The organism is Ensifer sp. NM-2 (assembly GCF_003024455.1).
Taxonomy (GTDB): Bacteria; Pseudomonadota; Alphaproteobacteria; order Rhizobiales; family Rhizobiaceae; genus Ensifer; species Ensifer canadensis.
On record NZ_PVZR01000005.1, the window covers coordinates 310429 to 334464 of the forward strand.

Consider the following 24036-nt stretch of genomic DNA (forward strand, 5'->3'; position numbering starts at 1 on the left):
CTGCGTGGGGCCCTTTCTTTGATGGCTGATATGCAGTTCATCGCATGGGGTGCCGGCATCGAGCTTGCGGAACCTTCTTAAGCCAACCGGGTTCGTCTCTCGGCTTGCGTTTCGGGCGGGCCGGTAGGGAGTTGGCTATGAAATTGGAGAAGGTTGGCAAAGCAAGGTTGAAGCTGCGCTTGCCATCGTACCGGTGTTGTCGGAGCTGAAAAGCCCGGCCTTAACCGAAATCTGCATCGCTTACGCAGAGGCATCGATGCAGCTGGATACACTCCGCTTCTGCGGCTGCCCTGATCTGCTCCTGATTGGCAAATACGAACGTATTTGTCGTGAGCTCGAAAACAGCATCGAACCATATCTTCGTATGTTTCGGCCTCCCCTTACGTCTAATGTACGATGATGGGGAGGCAGCCCGGTGACCTCCGCAGGCAAACCTTCCTGCCGGCTTCCACGCGATACGGGATTTGCCCTCCAGCCCGATGCTGGAGACTTTGCGCGCTAGCGAATGGACGTCGCTCGGAACTCGCGCCGCTTCTTCACGTTCTGATAAGATGAAGATCACTTCAGACGAAGACAGCGCCCTACTCGCCACGTTGCGGGCCTCAGCGCGCATCCATTTCCCGGATGCAGACGAGGCTGATGAGCTTGTGGCGCGCGCACTCAAAGTCGCCATTGCCGAAACAGAAGCAGGTCGAGCAAAACGCGACAGGAAACGCTGGCTGCTGCGCCTCATGGACATACCCTGATCAATTCGCGACCCGGTTCGAGAGCGCTTTCCCGAAAAGCCGGCTCGGTGTCTCACTGCGGCGCGTCCAACCGCAGGGTTTCGGTCGGAAGGGATTGCATCCTCGGCCTCGCGCCAGCAAATTCCTAAGCGCGACCCAATCCATGGGCGGTTCTCACGATGGCGGCCGATAACCAGCCCCATATGGATCGCCAGTGCATTCCAACTCTTGCCGGTTCTTGCCCTCGATAGATCGGTCCGCCGCTTGAGAACGCAATGATAGATAGGCGGCCCCAAGCATCAATGTCATGCCGAAAAGATCAAGAACTCCGATAATTTCACCATTGAACCCTATTCCAGTCATGATGGCGATTACCGGGGACACGAAAGCAAAGTTCCCGGCACGTGATCCGATACCGGATAAGCCGCATGTAGATCGTGTATCCGACGACCGAGCCAAAAATCACCAGGAAAATCCAGCCTGCCATCGCTTCCTTCTCCCATCCTCTCGTCAAGGCGGCCGCGCCACCTGGCTCGAAAGCGATCGATGTGGTGATGAGCAGGAGCCCCCCGACAAGCGTTGTCCATCCTGCTATCAAGATCGGATGGTGTTGAGATAGAAGAGCGCGCGAGAGAATAGACCCCCAGGCCGACGAGATCGCAGCCCAAGCCACCGCTGCGGCGCCCAGGACTTTCATTGCATTGTCTGAACTTTGATCCGGGTCGAGCGACGCATCCGGTAGAAACAAGATCGCCAAACCAACTGTTCCGACCGCAATCGCCACGCCTCGTGTGCGGTTCCAGCTTTCTTCGCGCAGACAAATGGCAAAGCCGAGCAAGGCAAGCGGCGTCAGCGACATCTCGAGCACCGCCGCGGTGCCAGAAGCCACATACTTCATGCCCCAGAACAGGGGAGCGTAGCAAAGCGTGATCGACAGCACACTGGCCGCAAGCAACCGCAAGCGTTCGCCAGGAGCGGGAACGATGAAGCCGTGCCTGAAGGTGGCGATTGCTAGCAGCAAAACACCTGCCGCTGCGAATCGCGTGCCTGCGAAGATCACCGGCGGCACGGTACGCACGCCAGCGGATATGCCGATCCAAGTGGATCCCCAAATGAGGCACAGGATAAGAAAACCGATGAGGTTTCGCTGCGAGGTCATATCAGCACTGTAACGGTTAAAAGTAGCTTATACCGTTACAACTTCATCTTGCCAATTTTGTTCCCAAGTTCGATAATTGATGGATGCAACCCAAACCGATCGCCGAACTTCGCCTCCTTGGTGGACATCCCGTGCTCGACTACGTCAACACCGTGGACAGCCGCAAGGATCGCCTCGGGCCCGATGCTCTTGTCTCGTTCAATCATTTGATCGAGTGGGCGACTCGGCTTGGCGTCATAGGCACCGCCGACGAAGCTCGGCTCGGTTCAAAAGCCGCGGCGCATCCACAAATCGCGGAAAAAGCACTTGAAGAGGCGCGAGCCCTACGAGAGGCTATTTACAAAATCGCGCAAGCCGAGGTCCGGTGCCAAGCACCGCCGAAAAAGGATCTGCACTTGATCGGTCGCATGGCGAAACGATGGCTTGCCGGCCGAACCATCCTGATACGACAGGATGGACAGATCGCCTGGAGCGAATCCGTGCAAGACCTCCAAGACATCGCTTCCAAGATTGCTTGCTTGGCCGTTGACCTGTTTACAACCCGCGACACCCGTCGCGCGATCAAGCAGTGCCCCGGTCACAATTGTGGCTGGCTGTTTCTCGATCACTCGCGATCCGGACGAAGACATTGGTGCTCGGACGACATCTGCGGGACATATGCCCGAGTGAAACGATACCGCGCAAAAGGATCGAGCTAGGTCAGTCCGCCCGACGTGTTTTTCAACGCTGCGGACACGAGTTTCAGACGTTGGGCCTTATTTCTGGGCCTCCGGACCTTGGCCCAGGGTGGGAGCTGGCCATGGATGGCAATCCTGGAGCGGCCGAGGAACACACAAGCGCTGGCGGCGTTCAGCTTGTATCGGATTCCAGGAGGACTTCATGATCATAACCAAGGTCAATGAAAAGCTCAGCATCATGGCTCAGCCCGCGACGGACGAGTTCCAGTCGTTTGCAGATCAGGGCTTTACCGGGCTGATCAATGTGCGGCCCGATGGAGAGGACGAGGAGCAGCCGGGCAGCGAGCAGGAAGCTGCCGCGGCGAAGAAAGCTCGGATGTCCTACACATTCATCCCCGTGACCCTCCCCACGGTAACAGAATCCGAGGTTGCCGCATTTCAAGAAGCTCTTGATGAAGCCGAGGGACCGGTCGTGGCGCACTGCAAGTCAGGAAGGCGTGCCCTCCATCTGTACGCGATCGGCGAGGTCCTTGCTGGCCGCATGCGTCGCTCCGAGGTCCAGGAATTCGGCCACCTGCACGGTTTTGACCTGACCGAAGCCATCGCCTGGTTGGAGAACCATTTCGCGCAGCGACCGAACGTCAGGGGCTTCTTCGATGAGCGCACCTGCAGCATCCAGTACGTTGTGTCCGACCCTGAAACGGGCAGCTGCGCCATTATCGACCCCGTACTCGACTATGATGAAAAGGCAGGCGCAATCGGCGCGATGAATGCCAGCGCGATCCTCCAATACGTCATGGAAAACGCGCTCTCGGTCGAGTGGATCCTCGACACTCATCCCCACGCAGATCATTTCTCGGCCGCCTATTATCTCGCGGGGCAGACCGGCGCCCCAATCGCCATCGGCGATCGGATCGTCGAGGTTCAGAAAATCTGGAGAACTATTTACGATTGGCCGGACCTGTCTGCCGACGGAGCGCATTGGAACCGGTTGTTTGCGGACGGCGACACCTTCAATGTCGGCTCGATCGATGCGAGGGTCCTTTATTCGCCAGGTCACACCCCAGCCTCCGTCACCTATATCATTGGTGATGCCGTTTTTGTTCACGACACCATTCTGATGCCCGATAGCGGCACGGCTCGCACCGATTTTCCAGGTGGAGATGCGAGCTCGCTTTGGCAGTCGATCCAAAGAATCCTAGCTCTTCCAGACACTACGCGGGTGTTTACCGGGCACGATTACCAGGCCCACGGCCGCGCTCCCCGGTGGGAAAGCACGGTGGCGGAGCAAAAACAGACCAACATTCATCTCGAAGGTCTTTCGCTTGAAGACTTCGTTAAACTTCGCGTCGAAAAGGACGCCCAGCTACCTTTGCCGAAGCTCATCCTTCACGCCCTTCAGGTCAATCTTCGCGCGGGCCGCCTTCCCGAGCCAGGAAGCGACGGCAGGCCGCATCTGAAAATCCCAATTGGCGCTTTCGACAAAGCGGCCTGGCGATAAGAAAGCGTCTTTTACGTTTAACGAGACAACAATCCACACGCAGCATGGCTTCTGATCTTTTTTTCTCGTTTAGATTGAGGCATTCTCCCGCCGCGTTACAGGAGAACATCATGTCCTACGATTGGGAAGGTGCGCGCCGCCGGCGATTCAGACAGGCAAGGCTTTGGCTCCTGGTGGCTCTGGCCGCATGGTTAGTTGCGCTTGCGATGGCGCCGTAGCGCCGCTCAATTGGAGGTCTCTCCCCAACCCAAATGGTGCGTCTTCGGAACATCGGACATGTTCAGTGGTTTAGTGGCACTCCATCATGCTTCTGAAAACTGGCCTTTTCATCTTTTTTGAAGAGGCCGTTTTTTCAGCACATTTCGCGCTGGCGAGCATTTCTCGGCTTCGGGCAAGGTTCGGCCTGCCCTCTCGAATGGGTCGGCCTTTGCGCCGGCGGCGTCTGGGCGAATGCCGGATGTGTAAGGCACGGGAAGGGCAGTAGATGGCAGCCACAGAAACAGCAGCGACGGTCGGTCGCCACCTTCGCGAACCGACGGCAGGAATGCGCGCCTTGCAGGACACATTGCGCCGGATCGAAGAGGGCGCCGACCGCGCGGAGAATAAGGCGGCCGAAAGTCGCGCAGGCGTGCATCGCCGCATGGATGAGCTTGTCGGTCGCGTTGGTCATCTCGAAACGTCAAGCGCAACAATTGTTGCCGACGCGGCGGAGATGAAACCGGTCACCGATGACGTGAAGCGTTGGAAGCTGATGGGGTCGGTGCGCCCAGGATCACAGGTATTGCGGCGATGGCTCTCGGCGTGAGTTTCGCCGAGGCAATCAGGCGCATTCTTTTTGTAGTTTAGTGATAGGTAAGGGATGCGCCTTCAGCGGACCAACCCGTCGCCCGCGGCGCGGGTTCACCCGTGGAGCCATTGCCAGGATCGCCGGCGCCGCCGAAGCCGGAATCACCGCCGCCAGTACCCAGGATCGCCACCGCCGCCGAAGCCGGAATCACCGCCGCCACTGCCATGATCGCCGCCACCGCCGAAGCCGGAATCGCCGCCGCGGGTACCAGGGTCTCCACCGCCGCCGTGGCCGGAATCACCGCCGCGAGTACCAGGATCTCCACCGCCGCCGTGGCCGGAATCACCGCCGCGAGTACCAGGATCTCCACCGCCGCCGTGGCCGGAATCACCGCCGCGAGTACCAGGATCGCCGCCACCGCCGAAGCCGGAATCACCGCCGCCATTGCCATCATCGCCGCCGCCGCCGGAGCCGGAACCACCGCCGCCACTACCAGGATCGCCGCCACCGCCGCCGCCCCGACTGGTGCGGGTCCGACCCGTGTTACCTGTTGCGATTGCGTTTATCGCCGGGATCGGCTGACATTTTTCTCCTCCGCCATCATTGATGATGTTGGCCGCTCCACGCGGGCTACACTGACCCGGGAAAATAGAGCGCTCAGTGATTTGCCCTTGCGCCGGGACGGCTATTGCTAAGAAACCTGCCGACACCACGGCCAGACCGGTGGTTATTAGAAGTTCACGTACCACATTCATTTCGACTTCACTAAATTAGGTATTGGTTAAATAACCTTGAGTGAGGAAAATGGTTCCTTAGGGCGCTCAGCTTGGGACCTTTGCAGCTTAGACGTTTTCCGCCTTTCATGCGCTAGTGCGGAATGGCCAAAACATGGAGAAAGAAACCGCCTCCTGGGCCAACGGCGGATCGCATGCCGGATCGCGCCAGCTCTTTGTGGATCGCGTCAAAGGCCACACGCAACTGATGAAACTCGCAATCGAGGAGATGGAAAATTTTGCAAAGGAGAACGTGAGCCGGAGAAACTGCAATGGAGAGCGGGATTCTATGTCTTTGGCGCGCGATATTCAGGTGGCCGAGCTGATGGCATCTAGCCCTGAATAGCGGCTGCTCAGGCGACACCGGGTATCGACGACGATGGAGGCACACTCAATCGGGGCGAGTGCCTAGCGCCTGAGCCATCCCGGCATCTACTACCTTGTCCCATAGCGCTTCCGGCGCTTCGGCATGGGAGAATGGCGCCTTTCCGGCTGCGAACGACGCGGGCGAAAGGGGGCCTTCCCACTCTGAAAAATGAGAACAAAGCGGACGTACTGCACGGATTTTTGCGCGTGCAAGCCGTGCAATTCGCGATTGGTTCCGCGCAATGGCTTTGACGCTGCATGCGCGGCGGTATCCGTTTCATGTGAGCGTCTATCGCACTTGTCTTCGAATCCCGGCGCTGCGCTATTCGTCCACGTAGCGGAGTTCGTACCACCACCGGACATTGTTGCAGGTAGGGCAGTCACCGTAAAGAACACTGCCCGCACAGGTGGTGCAAGTGACCAATACTTGCCTCTGCACGCGCGTCCTGGGCTGGGGCGCACCACCGGCTTTATCTTCTTTTGGTGGGGAGGGTGTGTCGTCAGCGACCTTGGTGATGACCGCTGATACCAAGCTTACGATGAACAAGTAACCAGCAATCCAGCCGAGGTCGCCGTCTTTATACAGGAGCGCGAAAGCGCCGACCGCCATTGCAGCTAAACAGGTGCCTCCGCTGACCCATCGGAAAAAGGGAAAGCTGAACTTGCGGTGCCAATAGACCCACACCCACGTGGCGACCAACAAAGCGGTTCCCAGCAAAAATTGGTCGCTTCGAGAGATGGACGTCGTTGTAAGCAGGCTGGCCCACAGCACGGCGATGACGCAAATCGATGTGATAAAGCCTGTCCAACCCACCAGCTTGCCTCCTGAGAGTGAAGCTCAGCATTCTCTGGGTTGAAAACTTTTGCAATTCGCCCGTTGGGACTACCTGTGATCGAAGGTCAAATCCAGTTCGATCTCTCCCGCTTTGAGCGGTCGTTGCGCGATATCGAGCGCAAGCAGTTGCCTTATGCCATCATGCTGACGCTGAACGAAACGGCCAAGGGTGGTCGGCTCGAAGTGCAGCGCGAGATGGATCGGGTGTTCGATAGGCCGACGCCCTATGCAAAGCGCGGCGGCTGAGACGAAGTTTCAATTTGCCTCGGCTCGGCCTGCTTCGACTTCGGCCGGGCGAGCTGACAAACGGTTCTACCGGCACTTGCGCGCCGCCCTCCCCGCCCCGTCGCAACCAATCATAGTTTCGCGCTGACCACGCGCCCGACCACCACCAGGTTGCCATTGCGCACGTGGCCTGCAGAAATCCGCAGCAACTGTTGCCTCAATGCGCATTCGTGGGCCTGACCCGACCGGCTTCGAGCCGCCGACGAGACCAACGTCTGACGCTTGGGAAATCGTCAAGTCGCGGAAGCCGGATCTGATCTAAATTCATCCTCAAAGTCGGCTGACACCAGCAATTCGGTTGCCTCGACTATTTGGCGCATTCTGCAATATCGCTTCGCGAGAAAGGCCCGCGTCCAATTCCGTCGCCCGATAGAAATGGCTCTGACTACCCTGAAAGCTTCACCCCACATCACTCCGCCTTTAGCAAGAACCGGAGCGCGGATCGTAAGGGCAGTAATCTCCGCTGCGGTAGGGTGAGCCTTTTCCAGCATGTCGCGGCGGATGCCGGCAAGAACGAAGATTCCGCTGAACGTCCGGATTGACTCTGCCGAAGGACAATCCCTCCAACCTGACTGATCCCCTAAGCCCGTTCGGCTTCCGCCCGCAACCCCCAGGCTTCGGACCGAGTTGGCGCAAGCGCCTGCCCGCACCACTCCGGGCTCCTGGGGGTCGGCCTCCGCTAACTACTGCGTCGGTGCAGGCGCCATCCGACGGGACTTGGTCGGGTCTCGTCGGAGGGACGGTCCCTCGGACAGAAGCAACGGAGACATCAAATGCAGAATATCGTCATTCTCGCCGGCAACATCGGTCAGGAGCCCGAAACCCGCACCAGCCAAGGCGGCAACAGCATCACCCACTTCACGCTTGCCACCTCGCGCTTCCGCCACATTGAAGGGCAGGCCGTCAGAGACGAGAACGGCTATCGGGTTCAGGATACCGAATGGCATCGCATCACCGCCTTCAACGGCCTCGGCAAGACAATCCAGAAATACTGCGAGAAGGGCATGAAGGTCCTGGTTCGCGGCCGCATCCACTACACCAAATGGACCGACCAGCAGGGCAACGAGCGCTATGGCTGCGAGATTATCGCAGAGACGGTGGACTTCCTCAGCCGTGCCGACAAGTACGAAAGCCACGACCGCTCCATTGACGGCGATGGCATTCCCTTCTGAGCCGCAGCTGAGAACTCGGTGACCAAAACCGCCGGGTACTCTCTTTGTCAGCCCAAGGCTATGGAAAGATCAAGCTTGCGGCCTCCATAGACTTCCCTCGCTAGCTCCGTGCTCTGCTGAAGTTCCTTCAGCGAAAGACGGCGTGCCGATCGCCGCTGGCCGGTGAATGGAACCGGTTCTCCCCGATGCTGTTGATCATGTCCGCTGATGGGGTCGAGGGAGTTGTTGGTGCCCTGCTCTTCCGAAATCGCGATGACCCGCATGCCTTTCTGGACTACGGAAATCGCGGTGGAGATGAGCACGAAATAGAATCGCTGCGCTGTGGTTGGATTATACAGGCTCCAAACAGGTGTTCGGGTCCCAATGCGGTGCGAAGAGATCTCTGTCGCTGCTCGATGATGACCTTCGCTCGTGCATGATTCACAGTAGAACAATTGGCAGCGTATTCGCGCTAACAAACGGAAAAGATTAGGAAAAGACCAGAAAGTCCACCTGCAGTCCTGTGCCAGAAGGCCGGTGTCGTTAACCTTTTGTTAACCCTAAACTTCTGGACCGCCTCGGAGAAACATGTCTATCCTTGGCGGGTAACGGCCTTCAAACCGACCGAAGGCCGCCAAGAGGTAAAAATGGCGATAGCAAACCGAGTAGAACCCGTCGTGGGCACCAAGGAAGATGCCGGCGACAAAATCATGCGGCATGCCGGGATTCTGTCTGGGCAATTGCAGCAGCTCAGAACTCGCATGTATCCGCCAAAGTCGGAAAAGGCCCTGCGTTCGTTCCTGACCAATGAAGTGTCGAAACTGACGTCCATACCGGATTCCACCCTCAAGCTCCTGTCCACCGAAGGACGTGGACCCGTGCCCAATCGGCTCGAGAACAATCATCGCGTCTACACTCTGTCCCAGATCAATGAGCTGCGGGAATTGTTCGCCAAGCAGAAACCCGCAGAGGCCTTGCGGTTCCTCCCACGCCGCCGTGCCGGGGAGCATCTCCAAGTTGTTGCGATTGCCAACTTCAAAGGCGGCAGCGCAAAGACGACGACCTGCGTCCACCTATGTCATTATCTCGCTCTCCACGGCTATCGCGTCCTCGCGCTCGACTTGGACCCTCAGGCGTCCCTGTCCGCCATGTTTGGCGCGCAGCCGGAGGTCGATGTTGGGCCAAACGAAACAATTTACGCCGCGCTTCGCTATGATGAGGCGGAACGTCGACCTATCCGCGATATTATCCGCAAGTCATACTTCGATGGCATCGACCTGATTCCGGGAAATCTGGAAGTCATGGAGTATGAGCATGAGACACCCCGTGTTCTGGCAAACAAATCGGGTTCTGGCGCTATCTTCTTCGAGCGATTGAAGCTTGCACTCTCCGAGGTCGAGGCCGATTACGACGTCGTTATTCTGGATACGCCGCCGTCGCTCGGGTTTCTCACGCTGAGCGCGATATACGCCGCGACCAGCATGATCATAACTGTCCATCCAGCAATGCTCGATGTCGCATCGATGAACCAGTTCCTCCTAATGATGGGCGATCTCATCAGCGTTCTGAACGAGAGCGGAGCCCAGCTGGATCAGGATTTCATTCGATACCTGATAACACGGCACGACCCCAATGACGCCCCGCAATCCCAGGTCGTCGCGATGCTGAGGCACCTGTTCGGCTCCGACGTACTGTTGCCGACTGCCATTGAGAGTACTGCGGTCGAGGCCGCCGGGCTTGCAAAGCGCTCCCTCTATGAACTCGAGATGGGACAGATTGGACGCGATACGCAAAAGCGTGCCCGCGAAGCTGTTGACGCAGTTAATGAGGCAATCGTTCGCCTGATCAATGACAGCTGGGGACGGACATGAGCAAATCTCCTCGCAAATCAATCGTCGCCAGTTTTGGGCTGCTATCATCGGAGCTGGAAACCGAATTGGTCGGGCAAAAGCCGGCTACCCCGGTGCCGTTAGGCGGCAACCGTGTCGGAGCCGGTGTCGTCGCCGCCGCGCACCGTGCAATCGACGACATCCGATCAGAACGAGACCGGCTGAAAGCCCTCATTGACTCGGGTGCAGCCGCTGTTCGGCACTTGGATCCCTCACACGTTGATCCCTCCCCGTACCCGGACAGACTGCCTGATGATGATGATGGGGCGACCTTCGAGGCATTTAAGCGCTCGATCGAAACAGAGGGACAGAAGGTTCCGGTTCAGGTCCGCAAGCATCCCTCCAGTCCCGATCGCTTTCAGATTGTCTACGGCCATCGCCGTTGGCTTGCTGCTCGACAGCTTGGCAGGCCCCTGCTGGCCCTCGAAGTCGAAATTTCGGATCTCGATCTTGTCCTCGCGCAAGGCATCGAAAATGCGAACCGCCAGGATCTCACCTGGATCGAGCGGGCGTTGTTTGCATCGCGGATGGACCAGGCAGGAATCAAACCGCGCTATATCTACGCTGCTCTGGCGATAGAAGATGCCGAATTGGCGCGAATGCGGAACGTATACAGGGCCGTTCCTGCCGAGATCATCGAGGCTATCGGCCGTGCCCCAAAGATCGGACGGCCACGTTGGCTCGAACTTGCCAAGATGGTTAGCGATGTCCCGACGGCCATCGAAACACTCCGGGCCGCGCTGGTGGAGAAATTAGACGCGACTGAAACCTCCGATCAGCGTTTCCAGCGTCTTCTGAACACCGTCAAGCCCGTCCCTCCAAGGAGGGATCCGCCGGCGATATCGGATAAACGCGGTAGGCTGCTTGCCACCTTGGTGGCGTCTCCAAAAGAGGTCCGAATTGCAGCCGAGGGATCGCTGGGGACTGAGTTTCTGAAGTTTCTACAGGCGGAGTTGCCCAGCCTTGCTGAGCGCTTTGCCAGTGAACATGAACAGGAGAAATCCTGACAGCTGTCAGGGTTTTCGAGACGTAACAGGAAAGGAAGCGCTGCAAAAGAAAAAGGCCCCCTAAACGTTGCCGTCGTGGAAGCCTCTCTCAAAGTGTGACAACTCGAGAATCGCATTTCCCCGAATCCCAGTCAAGAGTCTTGGCACCGTTAATTTGGTGAGCGGATTTCTTTTGCCTCTTGAAAGGTGAAAGAAAATGGAGAGCAGACATGTGACGACGCCCTTTGGGCGGCGGCCGATAACGCTTGCCTTGGTGAGCCGGCAGATAGCGACGAAAGAAATCAGATCCGACAAAACGACAGACAAGTGGAAGGTCTTCCGGGATGCATCCGAGGCGCGGAAATTCCTCGGCGTCCAGGATCGCAGTTTGGCGGTCCTGGAAGCGCTCCTCAGCTTCTATCCCGAGAATGAATTAAGGCAGGGTTCCCAACTTGTCGTTTTTCCATCGAACGCTCAACTGACCCTCAGAGCCCACGGTATCGCGGGCGCGACGCTTCGTCGGCACTTAGCGCAGCTCGTCGAAGCTGGGCTGATTGTCCGAAGGGACAGTGCCAACGGCAAGCGCTACGCACGCAAAAACAAGAGCGGCTCGGTCGAGAGTGCCTTTGGATTCGATTTATCGCCGCTGCTCATGCGCGCAGAGGAGCTCGCCCAGATGGCACAGCGGGTTTGCGCTGACAGGATCGCATACCGCAGGGCCAAGGAAGATCTCACGATATGCCGGCGTGACGTCCGCAAGCTCATCTCCGCAGCAATCGGAGAGGGGGCCGACGGCCACTGGCAGAAGCTGGAGGCCGTTTACCTCGAGCTCGTGCGCCGAATCCCACGTGCACCCCTCTTGTCCGATCTTCATGGCCTTCTCGAGGAAATGGAGATGCTGCGTGAAGAAGTCCTCAACGTATTGGATATAAAGCAAAAAGCGGAATTTTTGAGCGCCAATGATGATCAGAATGAGCACCACAAACAGAGTTCAAATACCGAATCCCTCTATGAACTTGAACCGGGCTCTGATGTCGAAGAGCGAGCTATGCCTGGCCAAAACAGGGAACCGGCTAACGTAGCGCTGAAGGTGTTTCCGTTGGACATGGTGTTGCGGGCATGCCCTGAAATCGTTGCATACGGCCCGAATGGGCGGGTAGCCAGCTGGCGGGATCTGACGTCGGCATCCGTCATCGTCAGGTCGATGCTTGGTGTTACTCCATCGGCTTATCAGGAAGCGTGCGATGCGATCGGACCGCAAAATGCGGCTGTCATGATCGCCTGCATCCTCGAGCGGGCAGGGCACATAAACTCGGCAGGCGGATACATGCGGGCTCTAACTTCGAAATCAAAACGAGGGCAATTTTCGCTGGGGCCAGTTTTGATGTCGTTGTTGAGGGCGAAAGGTATTAGCTCTCGCAGCGTTCATGATCACGGAGCGGTACCATGACTTCACACAAAACCCTGACAGCTGTCAGGGTTTCTAGAGCATGGGATCTCTGACCCCGCCCCGCCAGAGCTGTCGAACCGGCGAGCATCTGTCAGCAAGCCAGGGGGCCGGCGCCAGCGGTGTCGAGAACCTGCCCCTGTCGAGGGGGCGGTGGGTTGGCCGCTGCTAGTAGACAAACCTCAAAGGCGACATCCAGAGACTTTCGCGGCGGGCCCGAAGTCTTCCACCCGACCATCCTTGAAGATGTAGACGGTGCTGCAGACCTCCTGGACGACCGCCAGATAATGGGAGATGACGATCATCGTCATGTCCCGCTCGGCGATCGTGTCTTTCGAAGCGCGACGAATTCGGCCCGAACGGACACATCGAGCGCTGATGTCGCTCATCCGCGACAGTGATCTGAGGTAGCCAGGAACGGGCGATACAAACGCGCTGCTTTTGTCCGCCGGAGCGCTGATGCGGATGGCGCTCCCCTGGGGCCTTTCCTTGCGCCAAACCGAATTCTCTCGCCAAGCGTCTCGTCGATGCTCATCCTGGGGTTCAAGGATACGGAGGGATCCTGGAAGATCATCTGCACGCGACCAAGCAGGTGGCCGCGGCGGCCGCTCTTCGATACATCAAACTCGATTCCATCGAAGGAAGGAGAGCGTTGCCTCAAGCGCTACAGCGTGACCGACCTCGATCGGGATCAGGGTGACCGGCGGCGCGATGCTGTTGGGCAGCAAATGCCCGGAAGATGATCCGGAAGGTCGGTAGCCGCAGCAATCTGGCCGCATCCATGTAGGACTTGTTCGTCTCACCTGGTCGGCCATCACCAGTTCGGTTGCTCAAGCCGCGCCGCGTTTCGCTCCGGCCCCACCTCAATGCCCTCCGCCTTTGCGAGCATCTGGTCGAAAGTGTCGTTGCGATACTTTCCGAAGTTCAAGGCACCGGTCCCGCTCGTCGGACTCGGCGACGCCAGAAGCGCGTGCAGAATGAAGTCGGCCGCCTCGCGGGAGGTGCCGTCGTATCAGACGGCATAGTCGCCGGGCGCCCGTTTCGTGTTGAACACCGAGAAGGGTGCTGCTGCCGGCTGGGCGATCACGCCAATTCCGGCCCAGCTTTGTGCGACAGCCTGAAGGCTTTCGGCGTCGCCGGGATAGCGGCCGGCGGGTCCGGCGAGGATAAGATTGAGCCATCAGGGAAGCCGGCCTTGGCCAGAAGCGGCCCTTGCCTCGTCGTAGTTCGGCTCCTGTGGCTGCAGTTTCGCCGACGTGCCCGGCAGGCCAGTGGGAACACTTGTGCCGCCGCCGTACCATAGCCCGCCAGGATCTTGTCGATCAGAATGCCCCGGTCGACAGCCAGCGCAAGCGCCGGCCGGACCAAGGGGTTCTTGAATGGATTGGGGATCTGCTCGCCCGACTTAGGGGTCACACCGAGAAGCACCTCTCGTGCGACATCGAACTGCACGAAGTTGACGCGGGCAGCTTCCACACTCGCAACCTTCGCGTTGCGCTGTTTCACGGAAGCAACATCGCGAGCCGGATGGGATCGGCTACATCGACTTCACCAGTGCTGAGCGCCGCCACGCTACCTTCGCCCAGTCAGGCTTGCCGCCCCAGTAGCTGTCGTTTCGCATGAGTTGCAACGTTTCGCCCGAGCCCAGCTTTCGAAGCTGTACGGTCCTGTGCCAACAGGGCTACGACCTGCGTTCAAGTCTTCCGTCGTCTGAAAACCCTCGGAGGCCGGTTGATCACGAACATGGAGGAGAAAACGAGGGGTAGGTTGGGAACGGCGCCATTGGTCTCGATGATGACGGTGAGAGGGTCCGGTGCCGAGACCGATTTGATGGCGCTCACATAGGAGAGAAAGCCGCCGCTTAGCGGTTTGAGAAAGTCCCGGATGCGCTCGATCGTGTAGACGACATCGTCCGAAGTGAAGGTTGAGCCGTCATGAAAGCGGACGTCGTCGCGGAGCTTGAACTCCCACTGGGTGCCAGACAGTGGTCGCCTAGCAAGGCCAGGCTTCAGCTCCAGCTTCTCTCCTGATCGACGAGCCGCTCGTAGATGTTCGACAGCAGCGAGGTGTTCTCGTTGAGATAGGCGTATTGCGGATCGAGCGTCATCAGCTTGTAGGACGTGGCGATCCGCAGCTCTCCGAGGTCTTGTGCCTGGACCGGCGTTAAGGAGCACTTCCGAGCATGACCGAGATCACCAGTGTCGAAAATAGGCGTTGGCGAATAGGGCTTCCCAGTTTCATGTGCGGTTCCTTGTTTTGGATCTTGATAGAGTCGGAACGCCGCGTTGGAGTACTCCCCAACGCGTGGCTTCCAGCGCGAAATGCATGCAAGGCGTAGTCGCGCGGTCAGACTGACGGCGAACCGGGGATCACACGCGCACTTGGGACATCACTGTTCCGCCGCCCTGAAACATCGACAGGCGCTGGGACGACAAAAGCTGAATGCGCCGGTCTCCCGGCCGAGGCGCTATTGATCTTCAGGAGATCGGCGATGACGGAGCGGATTTGTGGCCATGGATCTTCTTGGCTTGTGGGGGACGGTTGCGACCTGATGACAACGGCTTGGAGCTTGGCCGTTGCACCGGCAACAGATTGCGCCGGAGTATTCCACAAGTCCTCCGCTGCCCGGTCCTCTGCAATAGACGCCCGGTCCTCTGCTTCGAGGGCCTCGTCGTAAGCCCGCGAAGCCGCCGTTGGCGCGGATCCGGATGCGTCCCGGATTGTCGAGGCTACCGAGAGGAGTGACGTTTCGAGTCGCTGCTGATGCAACTGTGATTCGTCCAGACGCTGCCACGCAATGCGCCATTGATGCCAAACCGCGAGTACGGGATCGTCATCGAACGGTCCCAAGGTCGGGGTCTTGGTCGCGGAAAGCTCTTGATATGTGGGTAAAGGGGCCGTCGATCCGAGGGAAGGGAAGTCTTCCATCGTGACCGCAGATAAAGTTCTGCTATTGTCGGAATCAGCCATGATCCGAGCTCCCTACAGCTTAGGTTGTGGTCAGGCTGTGTTCGGTGTTCCCGCACCGAACCCAGCCGCAGTTCACTTGATGACAGCATTCGAGAGTGAACTCAGCCTCAAGTAACGCTTAGGTAGCACACGAGATCAAATTGATCAATTCGAAATCAGATGATGTGAACGAAATCACCGGAGCCCAGGTCCGCGCAGCGCGCGCGCTACTTCGTTGGAGCGCAAAGGATCTTGCAAAAGAAGCCGGCGTTGGGGTGGCAACGGTGAGCCGCGCGGAGGTGGAGGATGGAGCGACCTCTCTCACGAGTGCTAACTTGAGAGCTATTCGGCAGGCGCTAGAATCCGCTGGTATCGAATTCATCCCGGAGAATGGAAGCGGCGTCGGAGTTCGTTTCAAGAGGCCGATTTTGTAAGCATGGGGCCGGAGAATGCGGCCGCGACGATGGCCTCCATTCTCGAAAAGGCAGGGCACATTAATTCCGCCGGCGGATATCTGCGAAACCTGACGGAAAAGGCGCGGCGAGGGGAGTTTTCGCTCGGACCGGTGCTGATGGCGTTGATGCGGGCGAACAGCGCCCCGGGGCGCAAGGCGTCGTGACGCAGAAAGTGAACGAATCGTCCAGATTGGATCGGGTGGATTCCACCTTTTGGGGAGGCGGCACTTTCAGCTGTGCCGAACCTTACCCTGCATCCGGACACGAGCATCAGACTTCATTGCGGTCGTTTCCGGTGAGGAGTTCGAGCAGAGCCGGATTGATGTAAAGGTTCTCGCGGCCAGATTTTACCTCTGTGAGAATTCCGGCATCGACCAAGGCCTTCAGGTAGAGCGCTGCGGCTTGACGCTTTGCTATACCGGCTGAAACGACGTCTGAGATTCGGCAATAGGGGTTGACGAAAATCACCTCCGCCAGCTCGCGGGAATAGATCTTGGGCAGATCGCGACGCATACGCGCGCCTGTCTCATCGAGGAGATCGCGGATCGCATGGATCTTCTCGTTTGACCATTCCGCAGTTTCGCGGATGCCCGCGAGTATATAGAGGATCCAATCCTCCCAGGCGCCTTCGGTCGTCACCCGCTGGAGCCGATCGTAGTAGGCTCGCTTGTTCCCAATGATGTAGCGGCTGAGATAGAGCACGGGTATGTTAAGCAAACCCTGGTCGACGAGGTAAAGGAGATTGAGGACACGCCCGGTTCGACCGTTGCCATCGATAAAGGGGTGAATCGCCTCAAACTGGTAGTGCATGACTGCGAGCCGGACCAAAGGATCGATGTCTTCGGCCTCGTGGATGTAACGCTCCCAATTCGAAAGCTTTTCCCTCAAGAGATCGCGACCTTCAGGAGGCGTGTAGATGACTTTTCCCGTGGCCTCGTTGTAGAGCGCGGTTCCTGGCGTGGCGCGTATGTCGAGGTCAATTCCCTTGATCGTCCGGCAGACTTCGATTGCCATCGCGGTTGAAACTGGCCGCTCTTTAAGCAACTGATAGCCTTGGTGCAGCGCGGTGCGGTAACGCAGAGCCTCTTTTGTTGCGGAGTCGGGCGAGTGTCCCGCATCTCCGGCAAAGCGGAACATGCGATCCGTCGTCGTAACGATGTTTTCGATCTCTGAGCTCGCTTGTGCCTCGAGCAACGGGATAGAATTGATCAGCACCGACTGGTTTGGAATGAGTTCTCCGGCTACCTTGAGTTCCGCCAGAGCTGCGCGCGCGGCAATGCAGGCTTTGAGGACAACTTTCGTTTCAATGTCTTGGCCTGGCGGCAATGCTGGCAGATCGTTGTAGGGGCGGTCGGGCCAGAACGGCATACTAACTTCCTTTGGTCCGGCTGAACTTGTCTCCGGATATGTCGTTGGCGACGACACGTCGCCTAAACGTGTCGATGAAATCGGATTTTATCGACATATTTGACTGCTTTCAATCGATAATGTTCCGTCACGTCAACCGTATCTAGCTTTGACTATTTTCAGCTCGGCCATTATCTGGCGGCGACTCCAGAGCGCGCCAACGGAAGCGGATACCCGGCAAGGGCGGAGAATTTTTGTGCCACATCCAAGGCTGTGGTCGGATCTACGTGCATCTCGTCGAGGAACAGGACCTGCAGGTTTTAGTGTACCTCCGAAAAGAAGGAAAAGGCCGAGGCATCGAAAGAGAGAGCGCTGGCTGGGTCTGATATCTTGCACGCTAGTTGCTCAGCCGGCGTTGACAGCCGATAGGACCATTTCCTGCAACAATGGACATCTTTCTGAGCCACAGAACGCTTCGGCTTCCGAAGTTTTGCTACGTAATCAACCGCGCTGCCCGTCCGTGTTTGCGCTCTGCGTCGTTGTAATAGCGCGCCGCTTGCGTCACCGATTTGTGCAGCGACTGCTGCATGGCTTCAGGGAGCGGGATGCCCCGATTGGCAGCCTCGGTCAGATAACCTGACCGCAAGCCATGCGCGGAAAATAGCGTCGGGTCGAGCCCGGCATGTTTGCAGCGGCCCTTCAGGATCAGGTTGACCGACTGCGGCGTCAGCGCCCGCTGGTCGATATTCCCCCATTGGTCAATGCGTCGGAACACCGGCCCGTCTTCGATATTGGCTGCCTCCAGCCAACGTTTCAGCGCAACCACTGGCCGGCCGATCAACAGTACATGTTCGTCGTCATCACTCGTCGTCGTCTTCGTGCGGCCGAGCCGGATCGACAGGCAGGGGAGGGGAGGGGATTTCTCGTCGTTTGGATCGGTCCGAACCGGGTCCTCATCGTTGAGATCCTCAACGCGCATCGCTGCCACTTCAGATCGGCGGCGTCCGCCGGAGGCGAACGCGGCCAGAAGCAGCGCACGATCCAACGGGTGAGGATCGACCAGCTTGTTAGCCGGCGTCGAACGGTTTGCGGGGCGTGTGGCCCGTCGGCGCGCAAGAGGCGTTGAGAACGCAAGCCGCTTTCCACCTCTGCCGGCATGCCATGGCCTGGATCCTCGGCCCGCTTAGCCGGGTCCCAGAGGTGATGGGCGATGAATTTCAACAGCAGGCTTTCGGGCGCCGGCCAGGGGAGGGGAGTGCCAGTGGCGAGCTGGCACCAGGCCTCGAGATAGCCGAGGTCAGAAGCAAGCGCCCTCAGGGTATTGTTCCCCATGCCGTCCTGGGCAAGGTGTTTCAGCGTCGCAACATCGTCGTCCGTGAGCAGGGAAGCGAGCTGGTCACGGCGGTCAAAGGGCAGGATTGCATCGAGCGCATCGAGCTGCTCAGCCCGAACCAACACCGCGTCAGTGGCTTTCATTTTGGTCACCGCCGAACTCCTTGCGGGCTATTGATTACCGGTATCCCTCGTTGGCTCCGGCTTGAAATCGAGGATGAACAGCATTATGTTAGACGAAATTTGATTTTGTCAGACACGAGGCTTCGTCATGGGAAAACATAGCAGTGCCGAAGAGCGGGCGGCGGAAAAAAAGGCGGTGCTGGAAAAGGTCGTGGGCAAAGTGAAGGCCGGCAGGTTCGCTGCTAGCAGCAAGGAGCGTGTTGATGCGGTCATGAAAGCGGCTGAACATTCCGGTCTCCTGGGCGAAAAGAGCAAAAGGATCGGCGGGAGGATCAGTCCCGCTCTCATCGAACAGGCAAAGAGGCACACCGGCATCGAAACCGACACTGATCTGATCGAGTTCGCATTGGCGGCGGTAGCACTTGACGACGATTTCGGATCTGTTTTTCGCAAGACTCGCGGCACGGTTGACCCTGACTTGAAACTCGGATTCTGACTTGTCCGATTTTGATTTCGATGCCGCCTTTCGCTGGGCAAGATTTGATCCTGGCCGGACCCTTTCAAGGCGCCAAGACAGAGAGCTGCCTTTCCTCGAGGAGCCGGCCGAAGCCGGCCTGGAACTGCTACTCGACACGTGTGTCTACATCGATGGCTTGCAAGGGCGAGCGCCAGAAGTTGTGGCGAGCTTGCTTGATATCCGCCACAGCAATCACTCCACCGTCGCCATCCAGGAGTTGATGCACACCGTCGGCGTGCTCGATCCGGTGCACAAAGGCACGAAAACAGCCATTCAACAAATCAGGACTACAGTTAAGGCGATGCCGGCCCATCGTGTGTTTGCACCCGATGTCGATGTTCTGGGGCGGGCCGCTTTACTGTCCGGCATGCTGTGTCGTCTGCAGGGCTACCACCGCGATGCTCGGCTGCGCGCTCTTCACGACTGCGTCCTGTTCCTGCAGGCGCAAAAGCTTGGTCTTACCGTTCTGACGGCCAATGTGAGCGATTTCGATTACCTGCTGCAACTGATGCCGAATGGCCGGGTCCTGTTCTACCGTTCAGCCACCAATTAGGCCCAGGCGGCTCGAAGCTGCGATTTTGGCCAACTCAAAGAACAGATAGCGATCTCGTGATCACATAGAGTCTGACGGCGAGGCTTGACCTTCCAAGGCTCGGTAGACAGTCATCCTGGAAACCTTCAGATCACGAGCGACCGCCGTCTTGCTCGCGCCAGCAGCTATCCGTTTGCGGATTTCGTCATCGTCAACGTTCTTCTTCCGCCCCTTGTAGACGCCGCCAGCTTTCGCCGCGTCGATACCAGCTCTTTGCCGGTCCTTGATGAACTTGAGTTCCATGTCGGCGACCATGCCGAGGATGGTGATGACCATTCGACCCATGCTTCCGGCTGTCGTGACTTCGGGCTCAAGAACACGGAGTGACGCACCCTTTTCGTCAAGCTCATGAACGAGATTAACCGTCACGCCACCCGAATCTAGGTTTGATCATTTGCATCGGAGGTATTGCCGCAATGTCAGTAATTGCGCAAAGATCGTTATTGTGGCATCCTACCAAGCAATAGGAGGTGCGACATGAACGTATCTATTGGTGACCGCTGGGAAGCCTTTGTATCCACCATCGTGAAGGACGGTCGTTACGGTTCCGCCAGCGAAGTTGTGCGCGAAGGTCTGCGCCTGGTCGAGGAACGGGAACAGAAGCTGAGGGCTTTGACTACCCTGCTCAATAAGTCGATTTCCGATGGCGGTGAAGCGTCGGATGCAGAAATTGATGCTGCGCTGGAGGCAAAGGCCGCCCAGCTGACCAAGGAAGGCTTCTAAGCGTGCCGCAGCTTCGCATGCTGCCTTCGGCACTCACTGACCTGCTCAATATTCTCGAAGCGGCAGCTTGGTCGTGGGCCGTCGCTTTATCGGGGAACTCCGACAAAAATGTCGGACACTGGCCGACCTCCCCGGCACGCTCGGCCGATCACGGCCAGAATTACGTGCCGATATCCGCAGCTCGGCGTTCAAGGGATATGTTATCTTCTTCCGCTATGTCGACGAACGTTTCGAGGTGGTCAACATCATCGAGGGACACCGTGACATCGACGAGCTGTTTTCCTCGGCCGACACGGACGAGTAACACCCCGAGACCCAGCTACCAATATCCTCGCGCTCTGCGGGGTGATCGCCCTCGGCAACCAGACACCGGCGCCTTTGCGGCTCACCATTGCGACAATGGGGCAAGGCTCCGCACAACTGGAAACGCTGGGTGAAACGATCCACTTACTGACCAAAATTTGGATATAAAGTCTGGTCAGTTGATCTCGAGAGTCTGTGTTGGGAGTCCGGCCATCCTGGGCGAAATCGCCCCAGAATCCCGGAAAACCAGGCATTTTCAGTGAGCCATGACGACTGAAATGCCAAGAGAACGTCTTCAGATGGTTCACTATCGATACTTGAAACCTATCGATAGTGAGAGGCTGCGAAGTTCGGTGTCCGGATGACGGAAACATGAAGGAAATTCACTTCCGTTGGCGAAATTTAAGACGTTAATTCATATGGTTAACCGACGATGAATACCCCAATCGAGGCGCAAAAATCGTAACCGGGGCAAATTTGGTGGCCGTGCCGCTTTGATGGGCGAAGCGCGTCGCGATGTGGATCATACCATAGGGTGAAGAAGAGCAAAGACGCCGGCGTCGGCGGTGGTGGGGCAACGCCCAGTCGATCGTAGGGGAGGGACGCCTAGGCTCTTGCTGCGACCAGGGCAGCCAGCGGCGGAATAGCCTGGCCCTCGAGGCCGAGACGGTCGCCTAGATAGTGCCAGAACGACAGGCCGAGCTTCCGGCAGGTCTTCATCAACCCAAGCATGGTGTCGCGCGCGACGCGACCATCCCGGCTCATCGTGCCGCCGGAGATTTTTCGTTTGGTGACGAAGCTGCGCAGATCGTTCTCCGAGGCATTGGTGTGCAGCGGGATACCCGGCCGTTCCAACACCTTGAGCAGTTCGTCCTTCCGGCGCGAGAGACGAGCCAGAAGCTTATCGAGCTCTTGATAGCCGGTGCGCAGCGAGAAGATCCGCGCGAAGCGTTTGTGGAATGCGGCGGCAAGGCCGGGCGGGGCCTTTCGCCTGACGCTCTTGAGCGTCCGGTAGAACCGCCAGACGAGATCCCGCACCGTCTCGACCTTCCGGACCTGCCGCGGTGTTGCCGGCATCAGTTTTTGCAGCAGCCGCTCGGCGTGAACCCAGCACAGGGCGTGGTTGCCGACCCGGAACTGGCCGGCATCGTCGGAGACGATCACGGTGTCGCCAAGAAGACCGTGATGGCGAATGGATCCCCAGATGCCGGCTTCCGCGAGCACGCGGACCGCCTGCCTGTCGAAGATGTCGATACCCTTGCCGGCCAGGTATTCGAGGAACGGTACCTGGTTGGAAAAGCGCCGCGTTTCATGGCTGCGGAGTTTGGCCGCGAGTGCCGGATCGGCGCGGCGGTTGTCCAGATAGTCGAAGGCGGCGTCGTTCAAGACATAGTCGTGATAGCTGCCTCTCAGCAGCGACAGAAAGTTCAGCCGGGATTTTGAAGCGGTGGTGCGGAAGACGGTGAAGTGCTCGGCCCCGATCTGGGTGGTGTGGCCGTTATCGCATTGATGCCGGGCGCCAGTGTCATCGACGGTGATGTAGGGGGCCGAGACAAGGCCGGCATGCAGCACCGCCGCATCCTCGGCAGCAAAGCCGTCCAGTCCCTGGGTCAAATGTCGCACGACCTGGCGCTTGGAGACGCTGACGCCGACATCGTTCAATAACGTCGTCAGCCGCTCCATCGTCACCTGCCCCTGCGCGTGCAGCATCAGGCAAAACCGCCTGAGGTTTGGGCCGTAGCCGCCGACGACCCCTGGCGGCAACGGCGCGAGCACTGTCTCGCCGTCCGGCGTGATCCAGCATTCGCGCCGGTAATGCACGAGCTCGGCTGTGACAATCAGTTCTCGCACATGGCAGCTTTTGTAGCCTTTGAAGCGCGAGCCGGGCGGAACACCGACGCGCAGGATTTCCTCGCGGCTCACCCGCTTTAGATCGAGCTTCGGGCCGCGTGGCTTCTTCCTGGCTGCCTGCGGCGCGTCGCGTTTGTCATCCGTCGCCTTGTCCATGCCCGACGGTCGAAACGGCGGTCGGGGCGGCAGGTTCTTCAGCCGCGCGATCTCGTCGCGCAAAAGCTGGTTGTCGACCTTAAGCCGGGTGTTTTCCAGCCGCAGCGCCGCATTGTCTTCGCGAAGGGCGGCGTTCTCGGCGCGAAGGGTCGTGACCTCCGCTGACAGCTTGCTGACCTCATCGACCAGACCCGTCACGAGCTCGCGCAACGCCTTCAGCGAAAGCGTGTCGGCATGTTCGGGCGAGGCAAGTCGCTTCTTGGCCATGGTTGAAGGGAATCATGATTTGCCCCCGGCACGGAATCCCCTGGGCGCCACTCGACAAGGCCACTCTTCACTTATGCACACTTCCGTCAGCAATCCGGCGAAAAGTCCGCCACCAAATCTGCCCCGGTTACCAAAAATCGTAAATGGGGCAGATTGGGTGTGGCTTTTGCTTTACGATTTTAATTGAAGGGCTCAGCGGTAAATACGACGCCGAACTTTCACGTAACGACTTCAGGCCGAGCAAGGGGAGGGAGCTTTCAAAGCCTGGGTACCTTGGGGAAATTGCGCCGGAAGCGGCGGCCGACGTTGCGGTTTGAGTCGCACTGTCACGCCCGAGCTCCAGAATCAACGCTCATCGATTATCGCTGCTCGCAAAGTCCTAAGCTGCCGTTGATGTTCGATATTGCAATGGCCTGAAAAAAAGTGGAGCGCTGAAATCGTTGGCGGGAAATCGTACGGCGTTTAGCGTCTAAACCCAACCGACACATGACAATTTTCGATTTGAAACGGTAAAGTAAAACCCACATTCCCCCCTGAGAGCATGCAGATGATGGGAAACGATGGGCATTCGCAGTTCGGCTTCGCCAATCCCGGATGCTCAAGGGTATCGGCTAATTGGATAGGGCGCATACGAGGGAAACCATCCGCAATTCTTGCGGATGGAGGTGTTCGGTCGCGGCGCAGCATAAATGCGGTAATCTATTTCGGCCGGGCGCGCCCATTTCGCCTTCGAAGTGTCGAGTCCGACCTTGCGCGAGAAAGCGGCTACTTGGAACCCCAATACCGTTTGTGGAAGGCGCGAACGCAAGTGGAGCATTCGCTGGAAGTAAATAAACAATC

23 protein-coding genes and 7 pseudogenes are annotated in these 24036 nt (G+C 58.3%); 16 read left to right on the forward strand and 14 right to left on the reverse strand.

Features of this window, described 5'->3' with window-relative positions; translation table 11 throughout:
• The first annotated feature begins 479 nt into the window (after positions 1-479).
• Positions 480-746 carry a hypothetical protein gene (locus tag C6558_RS13260; protein ID WP_146160892.1) on the forward strand — a complete coding sequence of 89 codons (267 nt, stop codon included), beginning with the start codon at positions 480-482 and terminating at the stop codon, positions 744-746.
• A gap of 316 nt (positions 747-1062) precedes the next feature.
• Here C6558_RS13260 and C6558_RS13265 read toward each other — a convergent pair whose 3' ends face one another.
• Positions 1063-1884: a DMT family transporter gene (locus C6558_RS13265; RefSeq protein ID WP_057213969.1), complete on the reverse strand. Its 822-nt coding sequence runs from the start codon at positions 1882-1884 to the stop codon at positions 1063-1065.
• Positions 1885-1967: 83 nt separating this feature from the next.
• On the opposite strand from C6558_RS13265, the gene C6558_RS13270 reads away from it, so the two are divergent.
• From C6558_RS13270 to C6558_RS13280, 3 genes are all read left to right on the forward strand, one after another.
• On the forward strand, positions 1968-2582 hold the full coding sequence (locus C6558_RS13270; RefSeq protein WP_107027329.1) for a CGNR zinc finger domain-containing protein: 615 nt from the start codon (positions 1968-1970) through the stop codon (positions 2580-2582).
• 181 nt (positions 2583-2763) lie between these two features.
• A complete protein-coding gene (gene blh / locus C6558_RS13275; protein ID WP_107027330.1) occupies positions 2764-4062 on the forward strand; it encodes a bifunctional sulfur transferase/dioxygenase Blh in 1299 nt (432 codons plus the stop codon).
• Between the two features lie 484 nt (positions 4063-4546).
• Complete coding sequence (locus tag C6558_RS13280) at positions 4547-4867, forward strand: DUF1515 family protein (RefSeq protein ID WP_244494635.1); 321 nt, start codon at positions 4547-4549, stop codon at positions 4865-4867.
• Positions 4868-4904: 37 nt separating this feature from the next.
• On the opposite strand, the gene C6558_RS39915 is transcribed toward C6558_RS13280, so the two are convergent.
• Entirely contained in the window at positions 4905-5357 is a 453-nt protein-coding gene (locus C6558_RS39915; protein WP_158268932.1) for a hypothetical protein, read from the reverse strand.
• Between the two features lie 380 nt (positions 5358-5737).
• Between C6558_RS39915 and C6558_RS13290 the strand changes: the two genes are divergently transcribed.
• On the forward strand, positions 5738-5968 hold the full coding sequence (locus C6558_RS13290; protein ID WP_057213982.1) for a hypothetical protein: 231 nt from the start codon (positions 5738-5740) through the stop codon (positions 5966-5968).
• A gap of 342 nt (positions 5969-6310) precedes the next feature.
• Here the strand turns inward: C6558_RS13290 and C6558_RS13295 are convergent, their stop codons facing one another.
• Positions 6311-6802 (reverse strand): hypothetical protein, encoded by a 492-nt coding sequence (locus tag C6558_RS13295; protein ID WP_107027332.1) that lies wholly within the window; start codon positions 6800-6802, stop codon positions 6311-6313.
• 75 nt (positions 6803-6877) lie between these two features.
• Between C6558_RS13295 and C6558_RS13300 the strand changes: the two are divergent.
• Positions 6878-7063 (forward strand): annotated as a pseudogene (locus C6558_RS13300) (hypothetical protein); the annotation flags it as partial.
• 818 nt (positions 7064-7881) lie between these two features.
• Positions 7882-8280: a single-stranded DNA-binding protein gene (locus tag C6558_RS13305; protein ID WP_057213992.1), complete on the forward strand. Its 399-nt coding sequence runs from the start codon at positions 7882-7884 to the stop codon at positions 8278-8280.
• A gap of 47 nt (positions 8281-8327) precedes the next feature.
• On the opposite strand, the gene C6558_RS13310 is transcribed toward C6558_RS13305, so the two are convergent.
• Positions 8328-8582 (reverse strand): hypothetical protein, encoded by a 255-nt coding sequence (locus C6558_RS13310; protein WP_146160893.1) that lies wholly within the window; start codon positions 8580-8582, stop codon positions 8328-8330.
• Between the two features lie 324 nt (positions 8583-8906).
• Here C6558_RS13310 and repA point away from each other — a divergent pair, with 324 nt between their 5' ends.
• The 3 genes from repA to repC (C6558_RS13325) all read left to right on the forward strand — a co-directional run bounded on the left by repA (position 8907) and on the right by repC (C6558_RS13325) (position 12584).
• Positions 8907-10130 (forward strand): plasmid partitioning protein RepA, encoded by a 1224-nt coding sequence (gene repA, locus C6558_RS13315; RefSeq protein ID WP_107027334.1) that lies wholly within the window; start codon positions 8907-8909, stop codon positions 10128-10130.
• Positions 10127-11155 carry a plasmid partitioning protein RepB gene (gene repB, locus C6558_RS13320; RefSeq protein ID WP_107027335.1) on the forward strand — a complete coding sequence of 343 codons (1029 nt, stop codon included), beginning with the start codon at positions 10127-10129 and terminating at the stop codon, positions 11153-11155. The genes repA and repB overlap by 4 nt, the downstream gene beginning before the upstream one ends.
• Positions 11156-11351: 196 nt before the next feature.
• Positions 11352-12584 (forward strand): plasmid replication protein RepC, encoded by a 1233-nt coding sequence (gene repC / locus C6558_RS13325; RefSeq protein ID WP_107027336.1) that lies wholly within the window; start codon positions 11352-11354, stop codon positions 12582-12584.
• 209 nt (positions 12585-12793) lie between these two features.
• Here repC (C6558_RS13325) and C6558_RS41600 read toward each other — a convergent pair.
• From C6558_RS41600 to C6558_RS41615, 5 genes and pseudogenes are all read right to left on the reverse strand, one after another.
• Positions 12794-13206, reverse strand: a pseudogene (locus tag C6558_RS41600) (ABC transporter ATP-binding protein); the annotation flags it as partial.
• A 13-nt stretch (positions 13207-13219) separates the two neighbouring features.
• Positions 13220-13382 (reverse strand): annotated as a pseudogene (locus C6558_RS13335) (ABC transporter permease subunit); the annotation flags it as partial.
• A gap of 282 nt (positions 13383-13664) precedes the next feature.
• A complete protein-coding gene (locus C6558_RS41605; protein ID WP_371412264.1) occupies positions 13665-14087 on the reverse strand; it encodes an ABC transporter substrate-binding protein in 423 nt (140 codons plus the stop codon).
• Positions 14088-14275: 188 nt separating this feature from the next.
• Positions 14276-14599 (reverse strand): ABC transporter substrate-binding protein, encoded by a 324-nt coding sequence (locus C6558_RS41610; RefSeq protein WP_244494640.1) that lies wholly within the window; start codon positions 14597-14599, stop codon positions 14276-14278.
• 328 nt (positions 14600-14927) lie between these two features.
• Positions 14928-15551 carry a hypothetical protein gene (locus C6558_RS41615; RefSeq protein WP_371412265.1) on the reverse strand — a complete coding sequence of 208 codons (624 nt, stop codon included), beginning with the start codon at positions 15549-15551 and terminating at the stop codon, positions 14928-14930.
• Positions 15552-15715: 164 nt separating this feature from the next.
• Here C6558_RS41615 and C6558_RS13350 point away from each other — a divergent pair, with 164 nt between their 5' ends.
• Both C6558_RS13350 and repC (C6558_RS13355) read left to right on the forward strand, forming a co-directional pair.
• The gene (locus tag C6558_RS13350) at positions 15716-15964 is read left to right on the forward strand and encodes a helix-turn-helix domain-containing protein (RefSeq protein ID WP_107027399.1); all 249 of its coding nucleotides are present in this window, start codon (positions 15716-15718) and stop codon (positions 15962-15964) included.
• A pseudogene (gene repC, locus C6558_RS13355) lies at positions 15952-16149 on the forward strand (replication initiation protein RepC); the annotation flags it as partial. The gene C6558_RS13350 and the pseudogene repC (C6558_RS13355), both read left to right, overlap by 13 nt.
• A gap of 106 nt (positions 16150-16255) precedes the next feature.
• On the opposite strand, the gene fic reads toward repC (C6558_RS13355), so the two are convergent.
• The 3 genes and pseudogenes from fic to C6558_RS13370 form a co-directional block, all read right to left on the reverse strand.
• Positions 16256-17353: a protein adenylyltransferase Fic gene (gene fic, locus C6558_RS13360; RefSeq protein ID WP_107027338.1), complete on the reverse strand. Its 1098-nt coding sequence runs from the start codon at positions 17351-17353 to the stop codon at positions 16256-16258.
• Positions 17354-17523: 170 nt separating this feature from the next.
• Positions 17524-17786: pseudogene (locus C6558_RS41620) on the reverse strand (hypothetical protein).
• 39 nt (positions 17787-17825) lie between these two features.
• A pseudogene (locus tag C6558_RS13370) lies at positions 17826-18808 on the reverse strand (tyrosine-type recombinase/integrase).
• Positions 18809-18935: 127 nt separating this feature from the next.
• On the opposite strand from C6558_RS13370, the gene C6558_RS40735 reads away from it, so the two are divergent.
• Both C6558_RS40735 and C6558_RS13380 read left to right on the forward strand, forming a co-directional pair.
• A complete protein-coding gene (locus tag C6558_RS40735; protein WP_245449159.1) occupies positions 18936-19283 on the forward strand; it encodes a hypothetical protein in 348 nt (115 codons plus the stop codon).
• Between the two features lies 1 nt (position 19284).
• Positions 19285-19857: a type II toxin-antitoxin system VapC family toxin gene (locus C6558_RS13380; RefSeq protein WP_107027339.1), complete on the forward strand. Its 573-nt coding sequence runs from the start codon at positions 19285-19287 to the stop codon at positions 19855-19857.
• A 90-nt stretch (positions 19858-19947) separates the two neighbouring features.
• On the opposite strand, the pseudogene C6558_RS13385 reads toward C6558_RS13380, so the two are convergent.
• A pseudogene (locus tag C6558_RS13385) lies at positions 19948-20259 on the reverse strand (recombinase family protein); the annotation flags it as partial.
• A 114-nt stretch (positions 20260-20373) separates the two neighbouring features.
• On the opposite strand from C6558_RS13385, the gene C6558_RS13390 reads away from it, so the two are divergent.
• Together C6558_RS13390 and C6558_RS13395 are read left to right on the forward strand one after the other, a co-directional pair.
• Positions 20374-20619, forward strand: coding sequence for a type II toxin-antitoxin system ParD family antitoxin (locus tag C6558_RS13390; RefSeq protein WP_057214015.1), 246 nt, complete (start codon positions 20374-20376; stop codon positions 20617-20619).
• A gap of 73 nt (positions 20620-20692) precedes the next feature.
• Positions 20693-20923 (forward strand): type II toxin-antitoxin system RelE/ParE family toxin, encoded by a 231-nt coding sequence (locus C6558_RS13395; RefSeq protein WP_245449161.1) that lies wholly within the window; start codon positions 20693-20695, stop codon positions 20921-20923.
• 605 nt (positions 20924-21528) lie between these two features.
• Here the strand turns inward: C6558_RS13395 and C6558_RS40320 are convergent.
• Entirely contained in the window at positions 21529-23196 is a 1668-nt protein-coding gene (locus tag C6558_RS40320; RefSeq protein ID WP_199197011.1) for a transposase, read from the reverse strand.
• Positions 23197-24036: the final 840 nt, after the last annotated feature.